The sequence below is a fragment of the Escherichia sp. TC-EC600-tetX4 genome (assembly GCF_019356055.1).
Taxonomy (GTDB): domain Bacteria; phylum Pseudomonadota; class Gammaproteobacteria; order Enterobacterales; family Enterobacteriaceae.
In genome coordinates, this window is record NZ_CP079924.1 from 4,576,335 (window position 1) to 4,600,187 (window position 23,853).

Annotated in this window: 24 protein-coding genes; 8 read left to right on the forward strand and 16 right to left on the reverse strand. The window is 49.4% G+C overall.

Translation table 11 applies throughout. The features are described from left to right. Nucleotides 1–4: 4 nt before the first annotated feature. From phoU to KXD89_RS22165, 7 genes are all read left to right on the forward strand, one after another. Nucleotides 5–730, forward strand: a complete 726-nt coding sequence (phoU, locus tag KXD89_RS22135) for a phosphate signaling complex protein PhoU (protein WP_000377786.1) — start codon at nucleotides 5–7, stop codon at nucleotides 728–730. 285 nt (nucleotides 731–1,015) lie between these two features. Further along, a complete protein-coding gene (gene bglG, locus KXD89_RS22140) occupies nucleotides 1,016–1,852 on the forward strand; it encodes a transcriptional antiterminator BglG (protein ID WP_001295251.1) in 837 nt (278 codons plus the stop codon). A 133-nt stretch (nucleotides 1,853–1,985) separates the two neighbouring features. Beyond that, nucleotides 1,986–3,863 carry a PTS beta-glucoside transporter subunit IIABC gene (gene bglF, locus KXD89_RS22145; protein WP_000137296.1) on the forward strand — a complete coding sequence of 626 codons (1,878 nt, stop codon included), beginning with the start codon at nucleotides 1,986–1,988 and terminating at the stop codon, nucleotides 3,861–3,863. An 18-nt stretch (nucleotides 3,864–3,881) separates the two neighbouring features. After that, the gene (gene bglB, locus KXD89_RS22150; protein WP_000643228.1) at nucleotides 3,882–5,294 is read left to right on the forward strand and encodes a 6-phospho-beta-glucosidase BglB; all 1,413 of its coding nucleotides are present in this window, start codon (nucleotides 3,882–3,884) and stop codon (nucleotides 5,292–5,294) included. Between the two features lie 68 nt (nucleotides 5,295–5,362). Further along, on the forward strand, nucleotides 5,363–6,979 hold the full coding sequence (bglH, locus tag KXD89_RS22155) for a carbohydrate-specific porin BglH (RefSeq protein ID WP_000489881.1): 1,617 nt from the start codon (nucleotides 5,363–5,365) through the stop codon (nucleotides 6,977–6,979). A gap of 26 nt (nucleotides 6,980–7,005) precedes the next feature. Then, a complete protein-coding gene (locus KXD89_RS22160) occupies nucleotides 7,006–8,175 on the forward strand; it encodes an esterase (RefSeq protein ID WP_001336377.1) in 1,170 nt (389 codons plus the stop codon). A gap of 14 nt (nucleotides 8,176–8,189) precedes the next feature. Next, entirely contained in the window at nucleotides 8,190–8,912 is a 723-nt protein-coding gene (locus KXD89_RS22165; protein ID WP_000766900.1) for a glucosamine-6-phosphate deaminase, read from the forward strand. A gap of 61 nt (nucleotides 8,913–8,973) precedes the next feature. Here KXD89_RS22165 and cbrC read toward each other — a convergent pair whose 3' ends face one another. The 3 genes from cbrC to yieH all read right to left on the reverse strand — a co-directional run bounded on the left by cbrC (nucleotide 8,974) and on the right by yieH (nucleotide 10,809). Continuing rightward, on the reverse strand, nucleotides 8,974–9,561 hold the full coding sequence (cbrC, locus tag KXD89_RS22170; protein ID WP_000193072.1) for a PF03691 family colicin E2 tolerance protein CbrC: 588 nt from the start codon (nucleotides 9,559–9,561) through the stop codon (nucleotides 8,974–8,976). Between the two features lie 48 nt (nucleotides 9,562–9,609). After that, on the reverse strand, nucleotides 9,610–10,077 hold the full coding sequence (locus KXD89_RS22175; protein WP_000116777.1) for a protein CbrB: 468 nt from the start codon (nucleotides 10,075–10,077) through the stop codon (nucleotides 9,610–9,612). A gap of 66 nt (nucleotides 10,078–10,143) precedes the next feature. Beyond that, complete coding sequence (gene yieH / locus KXD89_RS22180) at nucleotides 10,144–10,809, reverse strand: 6-phosphogluconate phosphatase (protein ID WP_000086486.1); 666 nt, start codon at nucleotides 10,807–10,809, stop codon at nucleotides 10,144–10,146. Nucleotides 10,810–10,973: 164 nt separating this feature from the next. On the opposite strand from yieH, the gene adeP reads away from it, so the two are divergent. Beyond that, the gene (gene adeP, locus KXD89_RS22185; protein WP_000019348.1) at nucleotides 10,974–12,311 is read left to right on the forward strand and encodes an adenine permease AdeP; all 1,338 of its coding nucleotides are present in this window, start codon (nucleotides 10,974–10,976) and stop codon (nucleotides 12,309–12,311) included. A 53-nt stretch (nucleotides 12,312–12,364) separates the two neighbouring features. On the opposite strand, the gene yieF is transcribed toward adeP, so the two are convergent. The 13 genes from yieF to KXD89_RS22250 all read right to left on the reverse strand — a co-directional run bounded on the left by yieF (nucleotide 12,365) and on the right by KXD89_RS22250 (nucleotide 23,557). Further along, nucleotides 12,365–12,931 (reverse strand): class I chromate reductase YieF, encoded by a 567-nt coding sequence (yieF, locus tag KXD89_RS22190; protein ID WP_001291268.1) that lies wholly within the window; start codon nucleotides 12,929–12,931, stop codon nucleotides 12,365–12,367. Nucleotides 12,932–12,952: 21 nt separating this feature from the next. Beyond that, the gene (locus KXD89_RS22195; protein WP_001296581.1) at nucleotides 12,953–13,702 is read right to left on the reverse strand and encodes a 4'-phosphopantetheinyl transferase superfamily protein; all 750 of its coding nucleotides are present in this window, start codon (nucleotides 13,700–13,702) and stop codon (nucleotides 12,953–12,955) included. 156 nt (nucleotides 13,703–13,858) lie between these two features. After that, on the reverse strand, nucleotides 13,859–14,818 hold the full coding sequence (gene yidZ, locus KXD89_RS22200; RefSeq protein ID WP_001311238.1) for an HTH-type transcriptional regulator YidZ: 960 nt from the start codon (nucleotides 14,816–14,818) through the stop codon (nucleotides 13,859–13,861). Beyond that, entirely contained in the window at nucleotides 14,793–15,968 is a 1,176-nt protein-coding gene (gene mdtL / locus KXD89_RS22205; RefSeq protein ID WP_000085982.1) for a multidrug efflux MFS transporter MdtL, read from the reverse strand. The genes yidZ and mdtL overlap by 26 nt, the downstream gene beginning before the upstream one ends. Nucleotides 15,969–16,099: 131 nt before the next feature. Continuing rightward, nucleotides 16,100–17,347 (reverse strand): low affinity tryptophan permease TnaB, encoded by a 1,248-nt coding sequence (gene tnaB, locus KXD89_RS22210; protein ID WP_000131925.1) that lies wholly within the window; start codon nucleotides 17,345–17,347, stop codon nucleotides 16,100–16,102. 90 nt (nucleotides 17,348–17,437) lie between these two features. Continuing rightward, nucleotides 17,438–18,853, reverse strand: coding sequence for a tryptophanase (tnaA, locus tag KXD89_RS22215; RefSeq protein WP_001295247.1), 1,416 nt, complete (start codon nucleotides 18,851–18,853; stop codon nucleotides 17,438–17,440). Between the two features lie 220 nt (nucleotides 18,854–19,073). Beyond that, complete coding sequence (gene tnaC / locus KXD89_RS22220) at nucleotides 19,074–19,148, reverse strand: tryptophanase leader peptide (protein WP_001364348.1); 75 nt, start codon at nucleotides 19,146–19,148, stop codon at nucleotides 19,074–19,076. 242 nt (nucleotides 19,149–19,390) lie between these two features. Continuing rightward, the gene (gene mnmE / locus KXD89_RS22225; protein WP_001282346.1) at nucleotides 19,391–20,755 is read right to left on the reverse strand and encodes a tRNA uridine-5-carboxymethylaminomethyl(34) synthesis GTPase MnmE; all 1,365 of its coding nucleotides are present in this window, start codon (nucleotides 20,753–20,755) and stop codon (nucleotides 19,391–19,393) included. 105 nt (nucleotides 20,756–20,860) lie between these two features. Further along, the gene (gene yidC / locus KXD89_RS22230) at nucleotides 20,861–22,507 is read right to left on the reverse strand and encodes a membrane protein insertase YidC (RefSeq protein WP_000378250.1); all 1,647 of its coding nucleotides are present in this window, start codon (nucleotides 22,505–22,507) and stop codon (nucleotides 20,861–20,863) included. A 2-nt stretch (nucleotides 22,508–22,509) separates the two neighbouring features. After that, the gene (gene yidD / locus KXD89_RS22235) at nucleotides 22,510–22,767 is read right to left on the reverse strand and encodes a membrane protein insertion efficiency factor YidD (RefSeq protein WP_001307474.1); all 258 of its coding nucleotides are present in this window, start codon (nucleotides 22,765–22,767) and stop codon (nucleotides 22,510–22,512) included. Next, nucleotides 22,731–23,090, reverse strand: a complete 360-nt coding sequence (rnpA, locus tag KXD89_RS22240; protein ID WP_000239730.1) for a ribonuclease P protein component — start codon at nucleotides 23,088–23,090, stop codon at nucleotides 22,731–22,733. Before rnpA ends, yidD begins: the two co-directional genes overlap by 37 nt. A gap of 16 nt (nucleotides 23,091–23,106) precedes the next feature. After that, on the reverse strand, nucleotides 23,107–23,247 hold the full coding sequence (gene rpmH, locus KXD89_RS22245) for a 50S ribosomal protein L34 (protein WP_000831330.1): 141 nt from the start codon (nucleotides 23,245–23,247) through the stop codon (nucleotides 23,107–23,109). Between the two features lie 229 nt (nucleotides 23,248–23,476). Beyond that, nucleotides 23,477–23,557, reverse strand: a complete 81-nt coding sequence (locus tag KXD89_RS22250; protein WP_120795392.1) for a protein YsdD — start codon at nucleotides 23,555–23,557, stop codon at nucleotides 23,477–23,479. Nucleotides 23,558–23,853 lie beyond the last annotated feature (296 nt).

The window sequence follows — 23,853 nt, forward strand, 5'->3', positions numbered from 1 at the left end:
CGTTATGGACAGTCTCAATCTTAATAAACATATTTCCGGCCAGTTCAACGCCGAACTGGAAAGTATCCGCACGCAGGTGATGACCATGGGCGGCATGGTGGAGCAGCAGCTTTCTGATGCAATCACCGCGATGCATAACCAGGACAGCGATCTGGCGAAGCGCGTCATCGAAGGCGACAAGAACGTCAACATGATGGAAGTGGCGATCGATGAAGCCTGCGTGCGCATTATCGCCAAACGTCAGCCGACGGCGAGCGACCTGCGACTGGTTATGGTGATCAGTAAAACCATTGCCGAGCTGGAGCGTATTGGCGACGTGGCGGACAAAATCTGCCGTACTGCGCTGGAGAAATTCTCCCAGCAGCATCAGCCGTTGCTGGTAAGTCTGGAGTCGCTGGGCCGTCATACCATCCAGATGCTGCACGACGTGCTGGACGCGTTCGCGCGGATGGACATTGACGAAGCGGTACGTATTTATCGTGAAGATAAAAAAGTCGATCAGGAATACGAAGGTATTGTTCGTCAACTGATGACCTACATGATGGAAGATTCGCGTACCATTCCGAGCGTACTTACTGCGCTGTTCTGCGCGCGTTCTATCGAACGTATTGGCGACCGCTGCCAGAATATTTGTGAGTTTATCTTCTACTACGTGAAGGGGCAGGATTTCCGTCACGTCGGTGGCGATGAGCTGGATAAACTGCTGGCGGGGAAAGATAGCGACAAATAATTCACCAGACAAATCCCAATAACTTAATTATTGGGATTTGTTATATATAACTTTATAAATTCCTAAAATTACACAAAGTTAATAACTGCGAGCATGGTCATATTTTTATCAATAGCGCATTGCTATTTTCTCTGCACGCAATTAAATTAATTTCCGAACCTGGATGTTCGTTATAAAAACCATTAATAAATGACTGGATTGTTACTGCATTCGCAGGCAAAACCTGACATAACCAGAGAATACTGGTGAAGTCGGGTTTTTTTGTTTATAAAAAAGGTCCTTGCTATGAACATGCAAATCACCAAAATTCTCAACAATAATGTTGTGGTGGTTATTGATGATCAACAGCGGGAAAAAGTCGTCATGGGGCGCGGAATTGGCTTTCAAAAACGCGCTGGCGAAAGAATTAACTCAAGTGGAATAGAAAAAGAGTATGCCTTGAGCAGTCATGAACTGAACGGGCGATTAAGCGAACTCTTAAGTCATATTCCTCTTGAGGTGATGGCAACCTGTGATCGTATTATCTCTTTAGCGCAGGAGCGCTTGGGAAAATTACAGGACAGTATTTATATCTCGCTAACTGACCATTGCCAGTTTGCGATTAAACGCTTTCAGCAAAACGTGTTGCTGCCCAACCCGTTGCTGTGGGATATCCAGCGGCTTTACCCGAAAGAGTTCCAGCTAGGGGAAGAAGCGTTAACCATTATTGATAAACGGTTGGGCGTGCAGTTACCGAAAGATGAAGTGGGCTTTATTGCCATGCATCTGGTCAGTGCCCAAATGAGCGGAAATATGGAGGATGTTGCAGGTGTCACGCAGTTAATGCGCGAAATGCTGCAATTAATAAAATTTCAGTTCAGCCTTAATTACCAGGAAGAAAGCTTGAGTTATCAGCGACTGGTTACACATCTGAAGTTTTTATCCTGGCGTATTCTTGAACATGCTTCAATTAACGATAGTGATGAATCATTACAACAAGCAGTAAAACAAAATTACCCGCAAGCATGGCAATGTGCGGAACGGATCGCCATTTTTATTGGTTTGCAGTATCAACGTAAAATTTCACCCGCAGAGATTATGTTTTTAGCCATAAATATAGAGCGCGTGCGCAAAGAACACTGAAATATTATTACTGAGTAAAGGATTGTTACCGCACTAAGCGGGCAAAACCTGAAAAAAATTGCTTGATTCACGTCAGGCCGTTTTTTTCAGGTTTTTTTTTGGAGTTTTGCCGCAAAGCGGTAGAGGGCAAGTTATGACGGAGTTAGCCAGAAAAATAGTCGCAGGAGTCGGGGGCGCAGATAACATTGTGAGTCTGATGCATTGCGCAACGCGATTACGTTTTAAATTAAAGGATGAAAGCAAAGCGCAAGCAGAGGTACTGAAAAAGACCCCCGGTATTATTATGGTGGTGGAAAGCGGTGGCCAGTTTCAGGTGGTCATAGGTAACCATGTGGCCGATGTCTTCCTGGCGGTTAACAGTGTGGCAGGCCTTGACGAAAAAGCGCAACAGGCACCGGAAAATGATGATAAAGGTAATCTGCTAAACCGCTTTGTTTATGTTATTTCAGGTATTTTTACGCCTCTGATCGGTTTGATGGCGGCAACCGGGATCTTGAAAGGTATGCTGGCTCTGGCGCTCACTTTTCAGTGGACGACCGAACAAAGTGGTACTTATTTAATTTTATTCAGCGCCAGTGATGCCTTGTTTTGGTTCTTCCCGATAATCCTGGGATACACCGCGGGGAAACGCTTCGGCGGTAATCCATTTACTGCCATGGTGATTGGTGGAGCGTTAGTGCATCCATTAATTCTGACTGCTTTCGAGAACGGGCAAAAAGCGGATGCGCTGGGGCTGGATTTCCTGGGTATTCCGGTCACATTGTTGAATTACTCGTCATCGGTTATTCCCATTATTTTTTCTGCCTGGTTGTGCAGCATTCTGGAACGCCGACTTAATGCGTGGTTACCGTCGGCAATCAAAAATTTCTTCACACCATTGCTATGTCTGATGGTTATCACACCCGTCACCTTTCTGCTGGTGGGGCCGCTATCAACCTGGATAAGCGAACTGATTGCCGCCGGTTATCTCTGGCTTTATCAGGCGGTTCCTGCATTTGCGGGCGCGGTAATGGGCGGCTTCTGGCAAATCTTCGTCATGTTCGGACTGCACTGGGGCCTGGTGCCGCTGTGTATCAATAACTTCACCGTGCTGGGCTACGACACCATGATCCCGCTGTTAATGCCCGCCATTATGGCGCAGGTCGGGGCGGCGCTCGGCGTCTTCCTCTGCGAACGCGATGCGCAGAAAAAAGTGGTGGCGGGATCAGCGGCGTTGACGAGTCTGTTTGGTATCACCGAACCAGCGGTATATGGCGTCAACCTGCCGCGTAAGTACCCCTTTGTTATCGCCTGTATCAGTGGGGCTTTGGGGGCCACCATTATTGGCTACGCGCAAACGAAAGTCTACTCCTTTGGTTTGCCAAGTATTTTCACCTTCATGCAAACCATCCCGTCAACGGGAATTGATTTCACCGTCTGGGCCAGCGTTATTGGCGGTGTCATTGCCATCGGTTGCGCATTTGTCGGTACGGTGATGCTTCATTTCATCACCGCTAAACGTCAGCCAGCGCAGGGTGCCCCGCAAGAGAAAACACCAGAGGTTATTACACCACCTGAGCAGGGCGGTATCTGTTCACCGATGACGGGAGAGATTGTGCCGCTCATTCACGTCGCTGATACCACGTTTGCCAGTGGCCTGTTGGGTAAAGGTATTGCCATTCTGCCCTCGGTTGGTGAAGTGCGTTCTCCGGTTGCGGGTCGAATTGCTTCGTTGTTCGCCACATTACACGCCATTGGCATTGAGTCAGATGATGGTGTGGAGATCCTGATTCATGTCGGTATCGACACCGTAAAACTGGACGGCAAATTCTTTTCCGCTCACGTCAACGTGGGTGACAAGGTCAATACAGGCGATCGGCTGATTTCTTTTGATATCCCTGCTATTCGCGAGGCCGGATTTGATCTGACGACGCCGGTATTAATCAGTAATAGCGATGATTTTACGGACGTATTACCCCACGGCACGGCGCAGATAAGCGCAGGTGAACCGCTGTTATCCATCATTCGCTAACGATAAAAGGAGTTAATTATGAAAGCATTTCCAGAAACATTTCTTTGGGGTGGCGCAACAGCTGCCAATCAGGTGGAAGGTGCCTGGCAGGAAGATGGCAAAGGGATCTCGACCTCAGATTTACAGCCTCATGGCGTAATGGGAAAAATGGAACCGCGCATCCTGGGGAAAGAGAATATCAAAGATGTCGCCATCGATTTTTATCACCGTTACCCGGAAGATATCGCGTTATTTGCCGAGATGGGCTTCACCTGTCTGCGTATTTCCATTGCCTGGGCGCGAATTTTCCCTCAGGGCGACGAAGTCGAACCGAATGAAGCGGGGTTAGCGTTTTACGATCGGCTGTTTGATGAAATGGCGCAGGCGGGGATCAAGCCGCTGGTAACGTTATCCCATTACGAAATGCCATATGGGCTGGTGAAAAACTACGGCGGTTGGGCTAATCGAGCGGTCATCGATCACTTCGAGCATTACGCCCGCACGGTCTTTACTCGCTACCAACATAAAGTGGCGTTATGGCTGACGTTTAATGAAATCAACATGTCGTTACACGCGCCATTCACGGGCGTGGGGCTGGCAGAAGAGAGTGGCGAGGCGGAAGTTTATCAGGCTATCCACCATCAACTGGTTGCCAGTGCGCGGGCAGTTAAAGCCTGTCATAGCCTGCTCCCCGAAGCGAAAATCGGCAATATGCTTCTCGGTGGGCTGGTTTACCCCCTCACCTGCCAGCCACAGGATATGTTGCAGGCCATGGAAGAGAACCGGCGCTGGATGTTCTTTGGTGATGTTCAGGCGCGTGGCCAGTATCCCGGCTATATGCAGCGTTTCTTCCGCGACCACAATATCACCATTGAGATGACTGAAAGTGACGCAGAAGATTTAAAACATACCGTCGATTTCATCTCTTTTAGTTATTACATGACTGGTTGTGTTTCCCACGACGAAAGCATTAATAAAAATGCGCAGGGCAACATACTGAATATGATCCCCAATCCGCATCTGAAAAGTTCAGAGTGGGGGTGGCAAATTGATCCGGTTGGATTACGGGTTCTGTTAAATACGCTTTGGGATCGTTATCAAAAACCGTTATTTATTGTCGAGAACGGATTAGGCGCAAAAGACAGCGTTGAAGCGGATGGTTCGATACAGGACGATTATCGAATTGCCTATTTAAACGATCACCTGGTACAGGTAAATGAAGCGATTGCCGATGGTGTGGATATTATGGGGTACACCAGTTGGGGGCCAATTGATTTAGTCAGTGCATCTCATTCACAAATGTCTAAGCGCTACGGCTTTATTTATGTGGATCGTGATGATAATGGCGAAGGAAGCCTCACAAGAACACGCAAGAAAAGCTTCGGATGGTATGCAGAGGTGATCAAGACGCGGGGGCTGTCATTAAAAAAAATAACCATTAAAGCACCTTAATTATCGTCGCATTCAGAACAGTCTGGATGCGATGCGTTAATTCTTTCTTTGCACCATAAAGGGATATTATGTTTAGACGAAATCTTATTACCTCTGCCATCTTATTAATGGCACCGTTAGCCTTTTCTGCACAATCATTGGCTGAATCATTAACGGTGGAACAACGCCTTGAGTTATTAGAAAAGGCGTTAAGAGAAACGCAAAGCGAACTCAAAAAGTATAAAGATGAAGAGAAGAAAAAGTATACGCCAGCGACGGTGAATCGTAGCGTAAGTACGAATGATCAAGGGTATGCCGCCAATCCGTTCCCGACCAGTAGTGCCGCAAAACCTGATGCTGTACTGGTCAAAAATGAAGAGAAAAATGCCAGTGAGACAGGCTCGATTTATTCTTCCATGACTCTGAAAGATTTCAGTAAATTTGTGAAAGATGAAATTGGCTTTAGTTACAACGGCTATTACCGTTCTGGTTGGGGGACCGCCTCTCATGGTTCACCTAAATCATGGGCGATTGGTTCTCTGGGCCGCTTTGGTAACGAATACTCCGGCTGGTTTGATTTGCAGTTAAAACAACGTGTCTACAACGAAAACGGCAAACGGGTTGATGCCGTTGTGATGATGGATGGTAACGTTGGTCAGCAGTACTCTACCGGCTGGTTTGGCGATAACGCCGGTGGCGAGAACTATATGCAGTTCTCCGATATGTACGTTACCACCAAAGGTTTCCTGCCCTTTGCGCCAGAGGCTGATTTCTGGGTGGGTAAACACGGTGCGCCGAAAATTGAAATCCAGATGCTTGACTGGAAAACGCAGCGTACTGATGCCGCAGCGGGTGTAGGTCTGGAAAACTGGAAAGTCGGTCCGGGTAAAATTGATATCGCGCTGGTTCGCGAAGATGTCGATGATTACGATCGCAGCCTGCAAAACAAACAGCAGATTAATACCAATACCATTGATTTACGCTATAAAGATATCCCGTTATGGGATAAAGCCACCTTAATGGTAAGTGGTCGTTATGTCACGGCAAACGAAAGCGCATCGGAAAAAGATAATCAGGATAATAACGGGTATTATGACTGGAAAGATACCTGGATGTTTGGCACATCTTTAACGCAGAAATTTGATAAAGGTGGCTTCAACGAATTCTCCTTCCTGGTCGCGAATAACTCTATCGCCAGTAACTTTGGCCGTTATGCTGGCGCAAGTCCATTTACCACCTTTAATGGTCGTTATTATGGTGATCACACCGGCGGAACAGCGGTACGTCTGACTTCGCAGGGCGAAGCCTATATTGGCGATCATTTCATTGTAGCTAACGCGATTGTTTACTCCTTCGGTAACGATATATATAGCTACGAAACAGGCGCCCACTCTGATTTCGAATCTATTCGTGCGGTTGTTCGCCCGGCCTATATTTGGGACCAATATAACCAGACAGGTGTTGAACTGGGCTATTTCACCCAGCAAAACAAAGATGCGAATAGTAATAAATTTAATGAGTCTGGTTATAAAACCACGCTCTTCCATACCTTTAAAGTCAATACCAGTATGTTGACCTCGCGTCCGGAAATTCGTTTCTACGCCACGTATATCAAAGCCCTGGAAAACGAACTGGATGGCTTCACCTTTGAAGACAATAAAGACGACCAGTTTGCTGTCGGTGCCCAGGCTGAAATCTGGTGGTAATGGAACTTAATGAAAGGAATATTACGATGAATATAAAAATTGCTGCTTTAACGCTGGCTATTGCCAGCGGTATTTCTGCTCAGTGGGCCATAGCAGCGGATATGCCAGCCAGCCCGGCACCCACTATCCCGGTGAAACAGTATGTGACTCAGGTCAATGCCGATAACAGCGTGACCTTTCGCTACTTTGCCCCTGGGGCAAAAAATGTCTCTGTAGTGGTGGGTGTTCCGGTTCCGGACAATATTCACCCGATGACCAAAGACGAAGCAGGAGTCTGGTCGTGGCGCACACCTATCCTGAAAGGCAACCTGTACGAGTATTTTTTCAATGTTGATGGTGTACGCAGCATTGATACAGGCACCGCAATGACTAATCCTCAGCGCCAGGTTAACTCCAGTATGATTCTGGTGCCAGGCAGTTATCTGGATACGCGTTCTGTTGCGCATGGTGATTTGATCGCCATAACTTACCACTCCAACGCATTGCAATCTGAACGTCAGATGTATGTCTGGACCCCGCCAGGATACACCGGCATGGGCGAGCCTTTGCCAGTGCTCTATTTCTATCACGGCTTTGGTGATACCGGACGTTCCGCTATCGATCAGGGGCGTATCCCGCAAATCATGGATAACCTGCTTGCTGAAGGGAAAATTAAACCGATGCTGGTGGTGATCCCGGATACAGAAACCGATGCGAAGGGCATTATTCCCGAAGATTTCGTGCCTCAGGAAAGACGTAAAGTCTTTTATCCGCTGAATGCTAAAGCGGCAGATCGCGAACTGATGAACGATATTATCCCGCTGATTAGCAAGCGTTTTAATGTCCGTAAAGATGCCGATGGCCGCGCGCTGGCAGGGCTTTCACAAGGCGGGTACCAGGCGCTGGTTTCCGGAATGAATCATCTGGAAAGCTTTGGCTGGCTGGCCACATTCAGTGGTGTTACCACGACAACCGTACCGGATGAAGGTGTCGCGGCCCGACTGAACGATCCGGCAGCTATCAACCAGCAACTACGTAATTTTACTGTGGTTGTGGGGGATAAAGATGTCGTAACCGGCAAGGATATCGCCGGGCTGAAAACTGAGCTTGAGCAGAAAAAAATTAACTTTGATTACCAGGAATATCCGGGTCTGAACCATGAAATGGATGTCTGGCGACCAGCCTATGCAGCCTTTGTACAGAAATTATTTAAATAAAATAAGGCATTAAGATGAAATTAATCATTACCGAAGATTACCAGGAAATGAGCCGTGTCGCGGCACACCATCTGCTTGGTTATATGTCGAAGACGCGTCGTGTTAACCTGGCAATTACCGCCGGTAGCACGCCCAAAGGCATGTATGAATACCTCACCACCCTGGTTAAAGGTAAGCCCTGGTACGATAACTGCTATTTCTATAATTTTGATGAAATTCCATTTCGCGGCAAAGAGGGAGAAGGCGTAACGATTACCAATCTGCGTAATCTGTTTTTCACCCCTGCGGGGATCAAAGAAGAGAATATCCAGAAGCTCACTATTGATAACTACCGCGAGCATGATCAGAAACTGGCGCGTGAAGGCGGACTGGATTTGGTGGTGCTGGGATTAGGTGCAGATGGTCATTTTTGTGGCAATTTGCCGAATACGACCCATTTCCATGAGCAAACCGTGGAGTTCCCGATCCAGGGAGAGATGGTTGATATTGTGGCGCATGGCGAGTTGGGCGGCGACTTTTCGTTAGTGCCTGACAGCTACGTGACGATGGGGCCGAAAAGCATCATGGCGGCGAAAAACTTGCTGATAATTGTCAGCGGCGCGGGTAAAGCGCAGGCACTGAAAAATGTTCTGCAAGGTCCGGTTACCGAAGATGTTCCAGCTTCCGTGTTGCAGCTGCATCCTTCGCTGATGGTAATCGCTGATAAAGCCGCTGCCGCAGAATTAGCACTCGGTTAAGCTTAAGAAATAAGGCCGGATGTGTGAATTACGCTCCGGCCTGTTCTCATTATTTAAATAACTACGAAAAATCACCCCACAGTCTCAGCTTGCCGCAGTGGAGACAGCGGAAGAGATAACCCTGACAATGACCACCCTTTTGCAGGCATTTAGCTAGATCAGAATTTCTAATACCGAAATTCTCACAATCTTCTTCAAGGTTGGCAAATTCATCGAGGCGATCTTTTATATCATTCCAGCCCACATAGCCGATAAAAACACAGAAATCGCCACAATGCGCGAGCCAGAATTCCTGCTGCCATCCATGATAACCTGGCGTGCGTTCAACCAACTCTTTCAGCATTTCATCAGGATATGTGTTCTTAATACCGGCAAATTCGTCCTCTTCATCATACTCAAATTCAACACCTTCTATGCTGGCATCATCCTGAAAACTACCTGCAAACTTTTCAGCAGCAGAACCGTCCGCAATACACCACGGACAGAGATGTTCAACTTCATCAACGCAATAAAAGGGACCCGAGTAATAAACTGACGTCTGTTGTTCACAGCAATCGCACTCTACGGTTTTATCCTGTTCAAATGCGCCTGTTTCCAGTGGCTTGGGATGATATTTGAATTGGGGTAACGGCCTGATATTTTGAGTCATAGAAACATCCTGTCTGCTTTTGAGTAGCCCAAAGATAAAGTATCCCGCTTAACTTAAAGAGTCTGTTTCAGGACATGAAATATCCAATCCGGGTAGACGGGTAATGATTCTGCTCATCACCACACCTGCCAGCAATGCAGGAATGATGCGGACAACGAGACTGTCACCAGAAAGAATGTTTTCAAACAACTCCGAGGAAGCCATGCCCTTAATATGTACAATAACTGCACAATAGATCTCGGTGATAACGACGCCACCTATGCCACCAGCCAGACAACGATAACGTTTCTGTGACCCGATCTTTTCCGGCAGACAGGCAACCATTACACCGGTTAACAACGCAGGAATAGCTCCCGTAGTTATCGACAATAAGAGAAAAATTGGATGTATTATCACCCAAAGAACCAGCGGTTCTTTTGCGAAGAATATGTAGAGGACAAGAAACAGAACACCAATTAACGGTCCTAAAACTGCAAAATAAAGTCCGTGATGTATTACCCGACGTGAAACAGACATATCAAACTCCCTTTACTTACCTTTGAGCGCCAATTTAAGCGGGGTAAGTGAAGGGAGTGTGAAGAACTATGCCGTAATATCCCAACCACGCGCTTTCCACAGTTCAGGTAACTGCGAAAGATGGGTAAAGGTGGTGACTTTCGGGTGAACGATCGGCTTATTGTGCGGGTCGGCGCAGAAGTAGAACACTTCCATACCTGCGTCGATACCAGATTGTGCACCGGCAACTGAGTCATCAACCAGAATGCAGTTTTCTACATTTACATTCATCGCTTTTGCCGCATGGAACATTAACGCCGGGTCTGGCTTCCAGCGCTGAATATCGTAGCCGCTGAACAGTTTATCCGGGAAGTAGTGCAACATATTCAGCTTGCCCATAGAATGCTGCATTTTGTTATTTGGGCCGTTAGATACCACACACATTGGCGCAGTGATCGCTGACAGGAGCGCTCCAGCCCCTTCGATGGCTTCCAGTTCTGAATCGAACAGCCGAGCGACTTCTGCACGGTAAACGTGTTCAGCTTCTGTTTTCGCTAACGTAACACCATGTTCAAGGGAAACAATATCGATAATTTCGTACAGTTTTACACCTTTGAAACGTTTGAATACCTCTTCAGGATCGAGCGTAATACCAAATTCCTGAAACATCGTTACATATGCGCGAGAGCAAATGACTTCACTGTCGACCAGCGTACCGTCGCAGTCGAAAAATACCGCTTCTATCCGGGACATGCCTTTCCTTTTTAATCAGTTTAACGTTTTCGTAGAGCCGATTTGCGCAACGCAATCGTTGCCGTATAAGTAAATCCAATAAAAAAGTCTCTCACAAACGCGCCTATTGTCGCATTTTGGTATACGATAGCGACGGATTTTCCCTCCTTGTTCGGAAATAGATAATGAGTCATCAACATACCACCCAGACTTCTGGTCAGGGGATGCTGGAACGCGTGTTTAAACTGCGCGAACATGGCACGACGGCACGGACCGAAGTGATCGCCGGTTTTACCACCTTCCTGACGATGGTTTACATCGTTTTTGTTAACCCGCAAATTCTTGGCGTTGCTGGCATGGATACCAGCGCCGTCTTCGTCACTACCTGTCTGATCGCTGCATTCGGCAGTATTATGATGGGACTGTTTGCTAACCTGCCAGTTGCACTGGCACCCGCTATGGGCCTGAATGCGTTCTTCGCTTTTGTCGTTGTACAGGCGATGGGCTTGCCGTGGCAGGTCGGGATGGGCGCAATCTTCTGGGGCGCGATAGGTCTGCTGTTACTGACGATTTTCCGCGTTCGCTACTGGATGATAGCCAACATTCCGGTGAGTCTGCGTGTGGGTATTACCAGCGGTATCGGTCTGTTCATTGGCATGATGGGGCTGAAAAACGCAGGTGTGATTGTCGCTAACCCGGAAACGCTGGTGAGCATCGGTAATCTGACTTCTCACAGCGTACTTCTGGGTATCCTCGGCTTCTTCATCATTGCTATTCTGGCCTCGCGCAACATTCACGCAGCGGTGCTGGTTTCTATCGTGGTGACGACGCTGCTGGGCTGGATGCTGGGTGATGTGCACTACAATGGCATCGTTTCTGCGCCGCCGAGCGTAATGACAGTTGTGGGTCATGTAGATTTAGCCGGGTCGTTTAACCTCGGGCTGGCAGGGGTGATTTTCTCTTTCATGTTGGTCAACTTGTTTGACTCCTCCGGTACGCTGATTGGCGTGACCGATAAAGCAGGTCTGGCGGATGAGAAGGGGAAATTCCCGCGCATGAAGCAGGCGCTGTATGTCGACAGTATCTCTTCCGTGACCGGTTCGTTTATCGGTACTTCTTCCGTTACGGCTTATATTGAGTCCTCTTCCGGCGTATCGGTTGGCGGTCGTACCGGTCTGACGGCAGTGGTTGTTGGTCTGCTGTTCCTGCTGGTTATCTTTCTGTCGCCGCTGGCGGGGATGGTGCCAGGCTACGCTGCAGCTGGTGCGCTGATTTACGTTGGCGTGCTGATGACTTCCAGTCTGGCACGCGTGAACTGGCAGGATCTTACTGAATCTGTTCCGGCGTTTATTACCGCCGTGATGATGCCGTTCAGCTTCTCGATTACCGAAGGTATCGCGCTGGGCTTTATCTCCTACTGCGTGATGAAAATCGGTACCGGACGTCTGCGTGATCTAAGCCCGTGCGTAATCATCGTTGCGCTGCTGTTTATCCTGAAGATTGTCTTTATCGACGCTCACTAAAATCGATAGCGCGTTAAAAACCCGCCATGCATGATTGCTGGCGGGTTTTTTATTTAGATCTTAACTCGCTGAATAAACTCACCAAATGCGGTCAATTGCCCGGTCAGGTGGTCCAGCGTACCCTGATCAATCACTTCTCCGGTTTGCGGATCAACTTTGTTCTGAATCACGCCGCCCATAAATTCCGGCTTGTTCATCACCATTGCATCGAGGAAAACCAGAATCTGGCGCAGGTGATACTGACAGCGCGCGCCGCCAATCACGCCCATTGAGCTGGTCTGAATCAATACCGGTTTACCGGCCAGCGGTTGATCCGGCAGGCGGGAAAGCCAGTCGATGGCATTTTTCAGCCCACCCGGTACCGAGTAGTTATATTCCGGCGTGACGATCACCACACCGTCAGCCTGACGGATCTGTTCCGCCAGAGCTTCAACCGTTGCTGGAAAACCTTCTTCCTGCTGTACGTCAGCGTCATACAAGGGAATGTCGGCAATGGATGGTAACGCATTGACTTCCATGCTCGCCGGAGCAATTTTCGGCAGGGTACGTGCAACCATGCCATTAAATGAGCCTTTGCGCAGGCTCCCCAGTAACGTAACCACCTGCAATTTTTCAGACATGATGACTCCTGTGGTTGTCTATCAATTTGGCGAAAAAGCCTTCACGGTAGAGAGTTGGGCAAAACGCATCATCCGGCTGGTAGGATTGTTGGCGCGGCTGTGAATATCCGGCAGGCTTTTCCAGCCGTGTTTGCCATCTAACTCCCAGACACTGAGCTTTTCAATCGTGGGCGTGACCGCCACGGACCACACCAGCACGTCTTCCGCGTCGCATAACGCTTCTACATGATTTACATGAGCACATTTCAGGCGTCCGGCAATGGGCAGCAGCTGCAGATCGCGCGGATCGTCATTCAAAACATCACCGGTTAGTTTTAGCACGCTTCGGCGCAGCGTGATGAGCTGCGCCCGCGCTTCGTTAGGATCGTTTTGTTTACTGATCCATAGCGATTCATTGCTGGAAAAGGTGTGGTTATCGGGCGCGTGTGGGCTATGAAACCCGCGCGTCGCACGCTGTAGTTCCATATCGAGGCCACATTCACCTTCGGTTGTTAACGCCACGCCAACCATATTCCCGGCATAGGAAATGGAAAACGAAGGCAAATTTTTATCACTGAAAACCGGTTTACCTTTCGGCAGGGTGACGATTTCCGGCAATTCGCCAATGCCATACAGCATGAACATCAGTTCTGCGAGTAAACCTCTGGACGCCAGAAAACGGCTTTGACGATGAGGGGGAATGTTTCGGGCTTCTTGATGACACTGGGAGGGGAGACGAACAGAAATCAGATGTCCTTCCGTTAAAATCCCTCGGGCAAAGTGAGTCGCCATTTTTCGCTCCATGCTTAATGGTCCATTATGAATACAAGAGTAATCATTTACTGGAATGATGGACAGACTAAAGCGGCTAAAAGTTCGATTCAGACAAGCTTATTACAACTTTTTTACATTTTATTGTGAAATTGGGTCGCGTTTCATACGATTCGGTTATGCCATCGACGCGTAAAGGTTTTTAATGGTTTCCCGTAACCAGACGATCTTCGGATTATGGCTGTTCCGTTTATGCCACAGCAGGGTAAAAGGAACTTCCAGCTTTTTTTGCTGGCTTTCGTCAAACGGGAGAGGAAGAGCAACCAACGGCAGTTGATGGAGTTGATTGTAGTACTGACAGTAGCGCGGCGCGGTCGCCAGTAGCAGATTGTCGGGTTGCGCTGCCATAAACAGTGACTGCTCGAATTCCGGCAGGCTCATAGCAATCGTGCGTTCGCGTCCCAGCTCCTGTAACACATTGTCCAGCGCCCAGGTATCGCTCTGTTCCCAGCAAATGCTGATATGCGGATAACGTAAGAAGGTGTCCAGATTCCACGTTTGATGCAGTGCCGGATGATCTTTGCGTAACCAGACGCAGGGCACATCACTAAACAGCACTTCATAATCAATGGCTAACGGTAGCGAGCTTAACAGCTCCCGCGAGCGAGGATGGCTTTCGCGACCGGAAAAACCGATATCCACTTCACCACGAGTAATGGCATCTAAGGAATCGTAATCCCAGTTACGTAATTTGATGGTCGCCTGCGGGTAACGTTGGTAGATCTGTTTCGACAGCGCATTAAGCATGATCATCATCAGCGGTGATTCCGCCGCCAGCTCAAACTTCAGGCCGCGCGGTGTCTGGTGGTGCGGTTTATCCAGCAGCAGGTTGCTCATTTGCATCCACTCCGCCAGATTTTGCTCCATGCTGACCATCAGCGGTGTGGGCGACAGACCCAGCGGTGAGTTCACAAAGAGCGGGTCGTCAAACCACGCTCTTAACTTTGCCAGCGACTTACTCACCGCCGAAGGTGTCACGTTTATCCGCTTCGCCGCTTTGGTTACGCTGCGCTCCTGCATCAGCAGTTGCAGACAAAGCAGCAGATTGAGATCAAGCGTGGTGATGGATTTCTTCATGAGCGGCAACGGGGCGTCCAGGCGCGACGAACATAATCAGCAACAGGCTCACTATGCTACAGGCAATCAGAATCCCGATCAGCATATTCCATGCGCCGATACCAACCACCGCTGCCAGCCAAATCCACAGTGACGAACCGCAAACCTGCGCAATACCTAAGGTCGAGCTGGCTACGCCCGCGCGTAATGAAAACGGCCCTAACGCCTGACTCATCGCCACACCAAAACCTACCGAGAAACCGGCGCAAATCAGCGTGATACCAAACAGAGAAACCGCATGGGAAGGTGAAACGGCAAGAGTGATCCCCGCCGCCAGGAATAACACCTGCGAGGTGATCATCAACGTACGTGGCTTAAAAATTCCCAGCGCAAATGGCGTGGAGAATGAAACGGTCATGCTGACGCCAGCGGTCAGCGCCATAATGGTGGCGTATTCACCGCGCTCAAACCCCATGATTTCCATCAGCAATACCGGTGACGTGTTGACGAAAGTGAGGATCACCGAAACGCTGAGGGTGGTGATAACAACACGGCTGAGGAAAAAACGGTTAAGCAGCGACTCGCTATTTTCTCGTGGTTTATCCGAAGCTGCGGGGGCCGCTGGGCGCGTTTCTTTTAAAATAAACAAAGACAACATCAGTACCGCGATGCCCATCATTGCCATCGCCCAGAACAGACTCTGCCACGGGAATTTAAGCATAATCAGATGTCCGAGCACTGGCGCTAACACCGGAATGATGCAGGTAATACCGTTGAGTAATGACAGCACTTTAGCCCGACGTCGATCATCCAGCGTGTCGCGCAAAATAGCGAACGCCACTACGTAACAACAGCCTGCGCCCAACCCCTGTAGAAATCGGCCTGCAAGAAATAACGTGCTGGTTTCAGCCAGTGAACAGAACACCGAGGCAATAATAAATAGCGCCGCGCCGGGTATGGCGACCGGCTTTCTCCCTGAACGATCGGCCACTTTACCGGCAAATAACATCGCAGCTGCCATCCCCGCCAGATATACGGAGAACGCAATATGCAACTGCGCTTCGCTGGCATTGAGATCGGCGGCGATGCGCGGTAAACCAACGAGGTACATATCAATCCCGGCGGGATAAAGTAAAACCAGGGCAAAACTACAAATCAAAAAGCGGGACATGGGCTAAAGCGTCCTGATAGTAAGGTGACGCAAAGCATACGTGGTGAAGGAGGATCAGGCGAGTTGCCATTTGGACATAAGTGATTTCCTGAGAGGCAAGAAGCCAGCGAATGGCTGGCTTCTTGAAGGATTTAGCCAAATTTAGGTAACACGTTAAAGACGTTGCCGAACCAGCACAAAATCACGGTTATACCAAAGAGAATGACAATCGCCGGAATAAGATTGCCGCCCCAGACCGTGAACATCTGATTGGGAAACTTCTTGCGAGCTTTGATTGCAAGCACTGCGGGAATAATGACCGCCCAGATGGTGGCGCACAGCCCGGCACCGCCGATCCCGTAAATAAAGCCGTTCGGGAAGATCAGATACAACAACGCAGGTGGCAGGAAGGTTAACAGCACGGTTTTGAAACGCCCGCCGTGGGAGTTATCAATCTTAAACAGGTCCGCCAGATAATCGAACAACCCCAGCGTGACACCAAAGAACGAACTGGCAACAGCTAAGTTAGAGAACACCAGCAGGCAAAACTCGATAATGCCGTGCTGTTTGGTGCCGAGGAACGATTTCACCAGCGAATCAACGTTGCCGCCTGAGGAGATAATCGCCTTAAAGCTTTCTCGCGGAATATTCCCCATGGTGCAATAGAGCCAGAAGAGATAAATCACCAGCGCCAGCAGCGAACCAAATACCACGCTTTTGATTAACTTATCTTTGCGTTTTCCATAGCAAATAATCAGGCTGGGAATATTGCCGTGGAAACCAAATGACGCCAGACACACCGGCAAAGCCATAAAGATATACGGGAAGTAAGACGTTCCCGCAGTGGAGCTGGTGGCGTCGCGCAGAATGGAGTAATCGACCTGGAAGAAAAAAGAACCAAACACGATCACAAAGGAGATAATCTTCAGCCCGAGGAACAATGAGGTAATACGACTGGCGGCTAACGAACTTAACCACAATACGCTGGCAACGAAAATGGCTGTGCAGATCCCGACAATACGTGGATTAGCGTGATAACCCAAATTCATTGATATCGTTTCACTAATGATCGCACCATTAGCAGAGATATAGGCATAAGTGAGGATATAGAGAACGAAGGCAACGGTAATACCGCTGATAATGTTCCAGGTGTTACCGATTAAATCTTTGGTGATGGTGTTAAAACTGGAGCCGACGGGATAATTTAAATTTGCTTCTAATAACAATAACCCGGAATGAAGCATTGAAAACCAGGCAATGATAAGGATAAAGGCACCCCAGAAAAACCAGGCACCGGCAAGATCAACAGGTAAAGCAAACATACCTCCACCAATTACTGTACCTGCTATAACCATAACACCCCAAAATGCAGAGTGCTTTTTTTCAGCTTGATCAGTCATGATGCCACCTTTAGAGGAAGGCTATTTTTGTTATTGAGAATGTAGGGTAAGAGAGTGGCTAACATCCTTATAGCCACTCTGTAGTATTAATTAAACTTCTTTAAGTTTTGCGGTGAAGTGACGCAATACTTTCGGTTCGTACGTAAAGGTTAATCCTTTAATATTCGCCGCGTTCTCTTTCACATGTTTAAAGGCTTCAATAATGAAGTCCATATGTGTTTGAGTATATGTTGCGCGCGGAATGGTTAAACGCAGCAGTTCAGCCGGGCATGGCAGTTGTTTACCGGTTTTCGGATCGCGGCCTAACAGGAAAGAGCCAATTTCTACCGCACGGATACCGGCGACTTTATACAGCTCGCAGGCCAGCGCCTGTGCCGGGAACTGGTCTGCCGGGATATGCGGCAACAGTTTACCGGCATCAACGAATGCCGCGTGACCGCCCGCCTGCTGGCAGACAACGCCAATCTCTTCCAGACCATCGACCAGATACTGTACCTGCGCGATACGATAAGCCAGCCAGTCGAGATTCATGCCGTCATACAGACCTACCGCCAGACGCTCCATCGCGCCGCCTTCCAGGCCGCCATATGTCGGGAAGCCTTCCTGCACCACGCAAAGGGTTCTGCACTCGGTGTACACATCAAAGAAGCTGTCGTCTTTCATGCACAGCAGGCCGCCCATCGGCACCATCGCATCTTTCTTGGCGGACATCGCCAGCATATCGGCATATTTGTAGGTTTCGCGGGTGATCTGCTCGATGGTCCAGTCTTTGTATTCTGCTTCACGCTGCTTGATGAAATAGGCGTTTTCAGCAAAGCGCGCGGAGTCCATTACCACCGGAATATCGTATTTCTTCGCGATGCTGTACATCGCTTTTAAGTTTGCCAGTGAAACCGGCTGACCACCTGCAGAGTTACTGGTGATGGTTGCAACGATATACGGCACGTTATTCGGACCAACTTCTTCAATACCGCGTTCTAATCCCTCAAGGTCAAAGTTGCCTTTAAAGTCGTAACGCACGCCCGTATCGAAGGCTTCTTTGATATAGACGTTACGCACGGTACAGCCGTTGATCTGGCTATGGCCCTGCGTGGTATCAAAGAAATAGTTAGAGAACGCCACCATTTTGCTGCGATCCAGGCCTTTTTCCTGCTCGCGTTTTTTAATCAGTACCGGAATATAGATTTGCTCTGCGCCACGGCCCTGGTGAGTCGGAATGGTGTATTGATAACCAAAGATATTTTTCACTGACTCGGCTAACGCATAGTAGCTACGACTGCCGCTGTAGGCTTCGTCGCCGCGCATCATCGCAGCCTGCATGCTCTGCGTCACCGCCCCGGTGCCGCTGTCGGTCAGTAAATCGATAAAAACATCTTCGCTATCCAGCAGGAACGGGTTCATACCGGATTTAATAATTGCCTCTTCACGATAAGCGCGAGTGGTACGTTTTACTGGCTCAATAACACGAATGCGGAACGGTTCAGGGAGATGTTTAAAGTTTTCCATTACATAATCCTTCATTTATTTTAATTACAGTGATCCCTGTGAATATTACATCTGCTATACCGATTAATTCGCCAGATATATATGCAAGCACCATCATTTACTAAAACAAGTAAATAAACGAGAGATGACCTTTGCAAAAGGCAAAATTAAGATATAGCAAACAAATAGATCACATTGAATCTAATCGGTTTGGCTCTGGTGATGGCTACAGAAGGGCAAATCAAGGGCGGTGATCGACAATTTTGTTGTCAATATTGAACCATTTTGAGGTCACACATATATGTAAGATATTCATAATGCACTTATCCTCGCAAGACACGAGGCTACATTATTACACTCAGAGTTTTTGTCTATTCTGAAATTGTTTAAATGTGAATCGAATCACAATCGTTCGGGGAGCAATATTAAATGCTTTTTTTAAAGATTATAAATTACGTAAGAATTTTAATGTTTAAAAAAAGGGTTGAGGAATAACAGGAGTGGTAACAATGAAGCGAAGCCGCATCTGACAGTCAGAATGCGGCTTCGTAAGCGCGGTTACTTACCAATACAGAAGCTGGAGAAAATCCGCCCCAGCAGGTCGTCTGAAGTAAATTCCCCGGTGATTTCGCTTAAGTTCTGCTGTGCCAGACGCAACTCTTCCGCCAGCAGTTCACCTGCCCAGGCTCCCAACAGTTGCGCTTTGCCCTGTTGTAGATGTTCCGCTGCCTGTTCCAGCGCCTGTAGGTGGCGACGACGCGCCAGGAAGCCGCCTTCCATGTTGGTGTCAAAGCCCATGCTCTGTTTGAGATGGTTACGCAGCACGTCCACGCCTTCACCAGTCCTTGCCGAGAGACGAATTAACGCGTGACCGTTCACTTCACTCATTCCCAGCGTTTCGCCGGTGATATCGGCTTTATTGCGCACCACGGTGATCGGCAGTTTCGCTGGCAGACGGGCAATAAATTCCGGCCAGATCTCTGCCGGATCCACGGCGTCTGTTGTGGTGCCATCGACCATAAACAGCACGCGGTCGGCCTGTTCAATTTCCTGCCACGCGCGCTCGATACCAATACGTTCTACTTCGTCACTGGCTTCACGTAGCCCGGCGGTATCGATGATATGCAGCGGCATTCCGTCAATGTGGATATGCTCACGCAGCACGTCACGCGTAGTTCCGGCGATATCGGTTACGATTGCCGCTTCACGCCCCGCCAGCGCGTTTAACAGGCTCGATTTACCGGCGTTAGGACGTCCGGCAATCACCACTTTCATCCCTTCGCGCAACAAACTACCCTGACGTGCTTCAGCACGCACTGCATCAAGATCGGCAATAACGTCATTGAGCTGGGCTTCAATTTTTCCGTCGGAGAGGAAATCGATCTCTTCATCGGGGAAATCAATTGCCGCTTCGACGTAAATGCGCAAGTGGGTGAGGGCTTCTACCAGATGATTAACCCGTGCGGAGAATGCGCCTTGCAGCGAGTTAAGTGCCGAACGGGCCGCCTGTTCCGAACTGGCGTCGATAAGATCGGCAATCGCCTCGGCCTGGGCTAAGTCAAGTTTATCGTTAAGAAACGCGCGTTCGGAAAACTCACCAGGGCGAGCAATCCGCAGGCCGGGAATGGTCAGAATGCGTTTTAACAGCAGGTCGAGGATCACCGGACCGCCATGACCTTGCAGTTCCAGCACATCTTCGCCGGTGAACGAGTTCGGGCCAGGGAACCATAGCGCAATCCCCTGATCGAGCACGCTGCCGTCGGCGTCTTTAAACGGAAGATAATCGGCGTAGCGCGGCTTAGGCAGTTTACCCAGCACGGTTTCGGCAACTTCACGGGCTTTGAAGCCGGAGATGCGCAGGATGCCAACGCCGCCACGTCCCGGAGGCGTGGCCTGGGCTACGATAGTGTCATTATCGCTCATGATGTTCCTGTTGCTTTGTGTGGCGGATGCGCGGTGCTTATCCGCCCTACGAAAAGAAAAAAGGCGGTCAACTGACCGCCCTTATTTTAGCGAAAACTCACCGAATCAGGATTTTTTCTTCTCGCGGCTATGCAGGCCACGTTTTTCCAGACCACGGTAAATCAGCTGCTGCTGAATAATGGTTACCAGGTTGCTGACGATATAGTACAGCACCAGACCTGACGGGAACCACAGGAAGAACACGGTGAAGATGACCGGCATAAAGGTCATGATCTTCTGCTGCATCGGGTCGGTCACTGTGGTCGGCGACATCTTCTGAATGAAGAACATCGTTACGCCCATCAGGATCGGCAGGATGTAGTACGGGTCCTGTGCCGACAGGTCGTGGATCCACAGTGCAAACGGTGCCTGACGCAGTTCAACGGAACCCATCAGCATGTAGTACAACGCCAGGAAGATTGGCATCTGGATCAGCAGCGGGAAGCAGCCGCCCAGCGGGTTAACCTTCTCAGCTTTGTACAGCGCCATCATTTCCTGGCTGATACGCTGTTTGTCATCGCCCAGACGCTCACGCATTGCCTGAATCTTCGGCTGCAACATACGCATCTTCGCCATGGAGGTGTACTGCGCTTTGGTCAGCGGGTACATGATGCCACGAACGATAAAGGTGATGATGATAATGGAGAAGCCCCAGTTACCCACAAAGCTATGGATCCATTTCAGCAGTTTGAACAGCGGCTGAGAGATGAACCACAACCAACCGTAATCAACGGTCAGATCCAGGTGCGGAGCAACAGCTGCCATTTTGTCCTGGATTTCCGGGCCAACCCACAGGGTGCTGTTCATCGCGCCAGTCTGACCAGGCTGAACCAGTACCGGCTGAGATTTATAGCCGATAGCGGCGATGCCGTTACCCAGATTAGCGGTATAGAAGTTGTTGGTACCGTCGTTATGCGGGATCCACGCCGTCGCGAAATACTGTTGCAGCATCGCCACCCAACCACCTTTCGAAGAGATGTTCAGGTTTTCGTTATCGGCAATGGTATCGAACTTGTATTTCTCATACTTCTCGTCAGGCGTGGAGTACGCCGCGCCACGGAAGGTGTGCAGTGCGAAGTTGCTGCTTCCGGTATCGAGATGCGGTGGCAGAGTGATGGATTGCTTCAACTGACCAAACGAGGAGATTTCCAGCGGTTTCTCGCCAGCGTTCTGCACGTTGTAGTTGACGTTGACAGCGTAATCACCACGTTTCAGGACAAACGTTTTGGTAAACGTGTTGCCTGCCGCGTCGGTATACGTCATCGGCACCTGCAGTTCGTTTTGACCTTCAGCCAGCACATAAGCGTCTTTTTCAACGTTATACAGCGGACGCGGGCCGTTAGCCGGGTTATCCGGGCCATCACGACCGGTCAGACCGCTCTGTGCCTGATAAATAAACTGCGGTGAAGTTTCCAACAGCTGGAACGGCTGGGTAGAGTTCAGCTCTTTCGGGTAAGCAGGCAGCAGAGCTTGCTCAACATCACCACCACGGGTGTTGATGGTCAGATCAAGCACGTCGGTCTTAACCGAGATCAGTTTCCCCTGGCCACTGGCCGGTACGCCCTGGTCGGCGGCGCTACCCGCTGCGGTGGTCGTTGTCTGCGTGGTCTGTTGGGCCTGAGGTTGCGGGTTTTTATCCTGCTCCCAGGCTTGCCAGATCATGAAAGACACGAACAGCAAAGCGATGACTAAAAGATTGCGTTGCGAATCCATCGTTAGTGTTCTCTGGTATCAAATGGTCCGGGCGGGACGGGATCGTCACCACCAGGGTGTAAAGGGTGGCATTTTAATACGCGTTTCACCGTCAACCAACTGCCTTTTATCACTCCAAACCTGCGCAATGCCTCAATTCCGTAGCTTGAACAGGTTGGAGTGAAACGACAATGCGGCCCGAGTAGCGGACTAATCAGGCGTTGATAGACCCGAATGAGGGCTATCAGGACCCGCGAGCCAGGCGACAGTGGCGGCGCCATAATTTTTCCAACGCTTCCGAGAGAGCACGGTTATCGAGGTCGGCAACCCCTTTTTTCGCCACCACCACGAAATCCATAGCCGGGAGTTCATGTTGGCGCAGACGGAAGCTTTCACGCGTCAGACGTTTAATCCGATTGCGTTCATGGGCGCGTCGAACGTTTTTCTTGGCGACTGTAAGACCGATACGGGGATGCCCCAGCGAATTCAGGCGGCCGAGAATGGTAATTTGCGGCGTGCCAGCCCGTTGTGGCTGCTGGAAGACGAATGTGAATTGACTGGGAGTTAACAAGCGTAACTCCCTGGGAAATGCGAGCTTAACCACTCAGGGGTTAGCTTTATTACTTAGAAACGGTCAGACGAGCGCGGCCTTTAGCACGACGACGTGCCAGAACCTGACGACCATTTTTAGTAGCCATACGAGCACGGAAGCCGTGAGAACGGTTGCGCTTCAGTACAGACGGTTGAAAAGTGCGTTTCATGGCGATTTCTACCTAAACTTGAATAAATTCAATGGCTTTATTGGATATCCGCCGAAAAATGAAACGATGGACACCGAAGCCATGGGTGATTAAAGAGGCCGGATTGTAATAATTGTACACTCCGGAGTCAATTCTCTTTCCTTATTTACCGCGCTTTTCCGCACCTTTTCGCAGGGAAAATGTACGACCTCACACCAGTGGAAACCAGCATGGCGCGCCGGGTGGAGGATTATACGGGCTGATGGGTAAAGCGCAAGGATCGTCCTGGATCTTTATTAGATCGATTAAGCCAATTTTTGTCTATGGTCATTAAATTTTCCAATATGCGGCGTAAATCGTGCCCGCCTCGCGGCAGGATCGTTTACACTTAGCGAGTTCTGGAAAGTCCTGTGGATAAATCGGGAAAATCTGTGAGAAACAGAAGATCTCTTGCGCAGTTTAGGCTATGATCCGCGGTCCCGATCGTTTTGCAGGATCTTGATCGGGCATATAACCGCAGACAGCGGTTCGTGCGTCACCCTCAAGCAGGGTCTTTTCGACGTACGTCAACAATCATGAATGTTTCAGCCTTAGTCATTATCGACTTTTGTTCGAGTGGAGTCCGCC

What these genes read in the sequence shown, in the direction of transcription:
- phoU (WP_000377786.1), top strand. Translation starts at nt 5, where the DNA reads ATGGACAGTCTCAATCTTAATAAACATATTTCCGGCCAGTTCAACGCC.
- bglG (WP_001295251.1), top strand. Translation starts at nt 1,016, where the DNA reads ATGAACATGCAAATCACCAAAATTCTCAACAATAATGTTGTGGTGGTT.
- bglF (WP_000137296.1), top strand. Translation starts at nt 1,986, where the DNA reads ATGACGGAGTTAGCCAGAAAAATAGTCGCAGGAGTCGGGGGCGCAGAT.
- bglB (WP_000643228.1), top strand. Translation starts at nt 3,882, where the DNA reads ATGAAAGCATTTCCAGAAACATTTCTTTGGGGTGGCGCAACAGCTGCC.
- bglH (WP_000489881.1), top strand. Translation starts at nt 5,363, where the DNA reads ATGTTTAGACGAAATCTTATTACCTCTGCCATCTTATTAATGGCACCG.
- KXD89_RS22160 (WP_001336377.1), top strand. Translation starts at nt 7,006, where the DNA reads ATGAATATAAAAATTGCTGCTTTAACGCTGGCTATTGCCAGCGGTATT.
- KXD89_RS22165 (WP_000766900.1), top strand. Translation starts at nt 8,190, where the DNA reads ATGAAATTAATCATTACCGAAGATTACCAGGAAATGAGCCGTGTCGCG.
- cbrC (WP_000193072.1), bottom strand. Translation starts at nt 9,561, where the DNA reads ATGACTCAAAATATCAGGCCGTTACCCCAATTCAAATATCATCCCAAG.
- KXD89_RS22175 (WP_000116777.1), bottom strand. Translation starts at nt 10,077, where the DNA reads ATGTCTGTTTCACGTCGGGTAATACATCACGGACTTTATTTTGCAGTT.
- yieH (WP_000086486.1), bottom strand. Translation starts at nt 10,809, where the DNA reads ATGTCCCGGATAGAAGCGGTATTTTTCGACTGCGACGGTACGCTGGTC.
- adeP (WP_000019348.1), top strand. Translation starts at nt 10,974, where the DNA reads ATGAGTCATCAACATACCACCCAGACTTCTGGTCAGGGGATGCTGGAA.
- yieF (WP_001291268.1), bottom strand. Translation starts at nt 12,931, where the DNA reads ATGTCTGAAAAATTGCAGGTGGTTACGTTACTGGGGAGCCTGCGCAAA.
- KXD89_RS22195 (WP_001296581.1), bottom strand. Translation starts at nt 13,702, where the DNA reads ATGGCGACTCACTTTGCCCGAGGGATTTTAACGGAAGGACATCTGATT.
- yidZ (WP_001311238.1), bottom strand. Translation starts at nt 14,818, where the DNA reads ATGAAGAAATCCATCACCACGCTTGATCTCAATCTGCTGCTTTGTCTG.
- mdtL (WP_000085982.1), bottom strand. Translation starts at nt 15,968, where the DNA reads ATGTCCCGCTTTTTGATTTGTAGTTTTGCCCTGGTTTTACTTTATCCC.
- tnaB (WP_000131925.1), bottom strand. Translation starts at nt 17,347, where the DNA reads ATGACTGATCAAGCTGAAAAAAAGCACTCTGCATTTTGGGGTGTTATG.
- tnaA (WP_001295247.1), bottom strand. Translation starts at nt 18,853, where the DNA reads ATGGAAAACTTTAAACATCTCCCTGAACCGTTCCGCATTCGTGTTATT.
- mnmE (WP_001282346.1), bottom strand. Translation starts at nt 20,755, where the DNA reads ATGAGCGATAATGACACTATCGTAGCCCAGGCCACGCCTCCGGGACGT.
- yidC (WP_000378250.1), bottom strand. Translation starts at nt 22,507, where the DNA reads ATGGATTCGCAACGCAATCTTTTAGTCATCGCTTTGCTGTTCGTGTCT.
- yidD (WP_001307474.1), bottom strand. Translation starts at nt 22,767, where the DNA reads ATGGCGCCGCCACTGTCGCCTGGCTCGCGGGTCCTGATAGCCCTCATT.
- rpmH (WP_000831330.1), bottom strand. Translation starts at nt 23,247, where the DNA reads ATGAAACGCACTTTTCAACCGTCTGTACTGAAGCGCAACCGTTCTCAC.
- KXD89_RS22250 (WP_120795392.1), bottom strand. Translation starts at nt 23,557, where the DNA reads ATGACCATAGACAAAAATTGGCTTAATCGATCTAATAAAGATCCAGGA.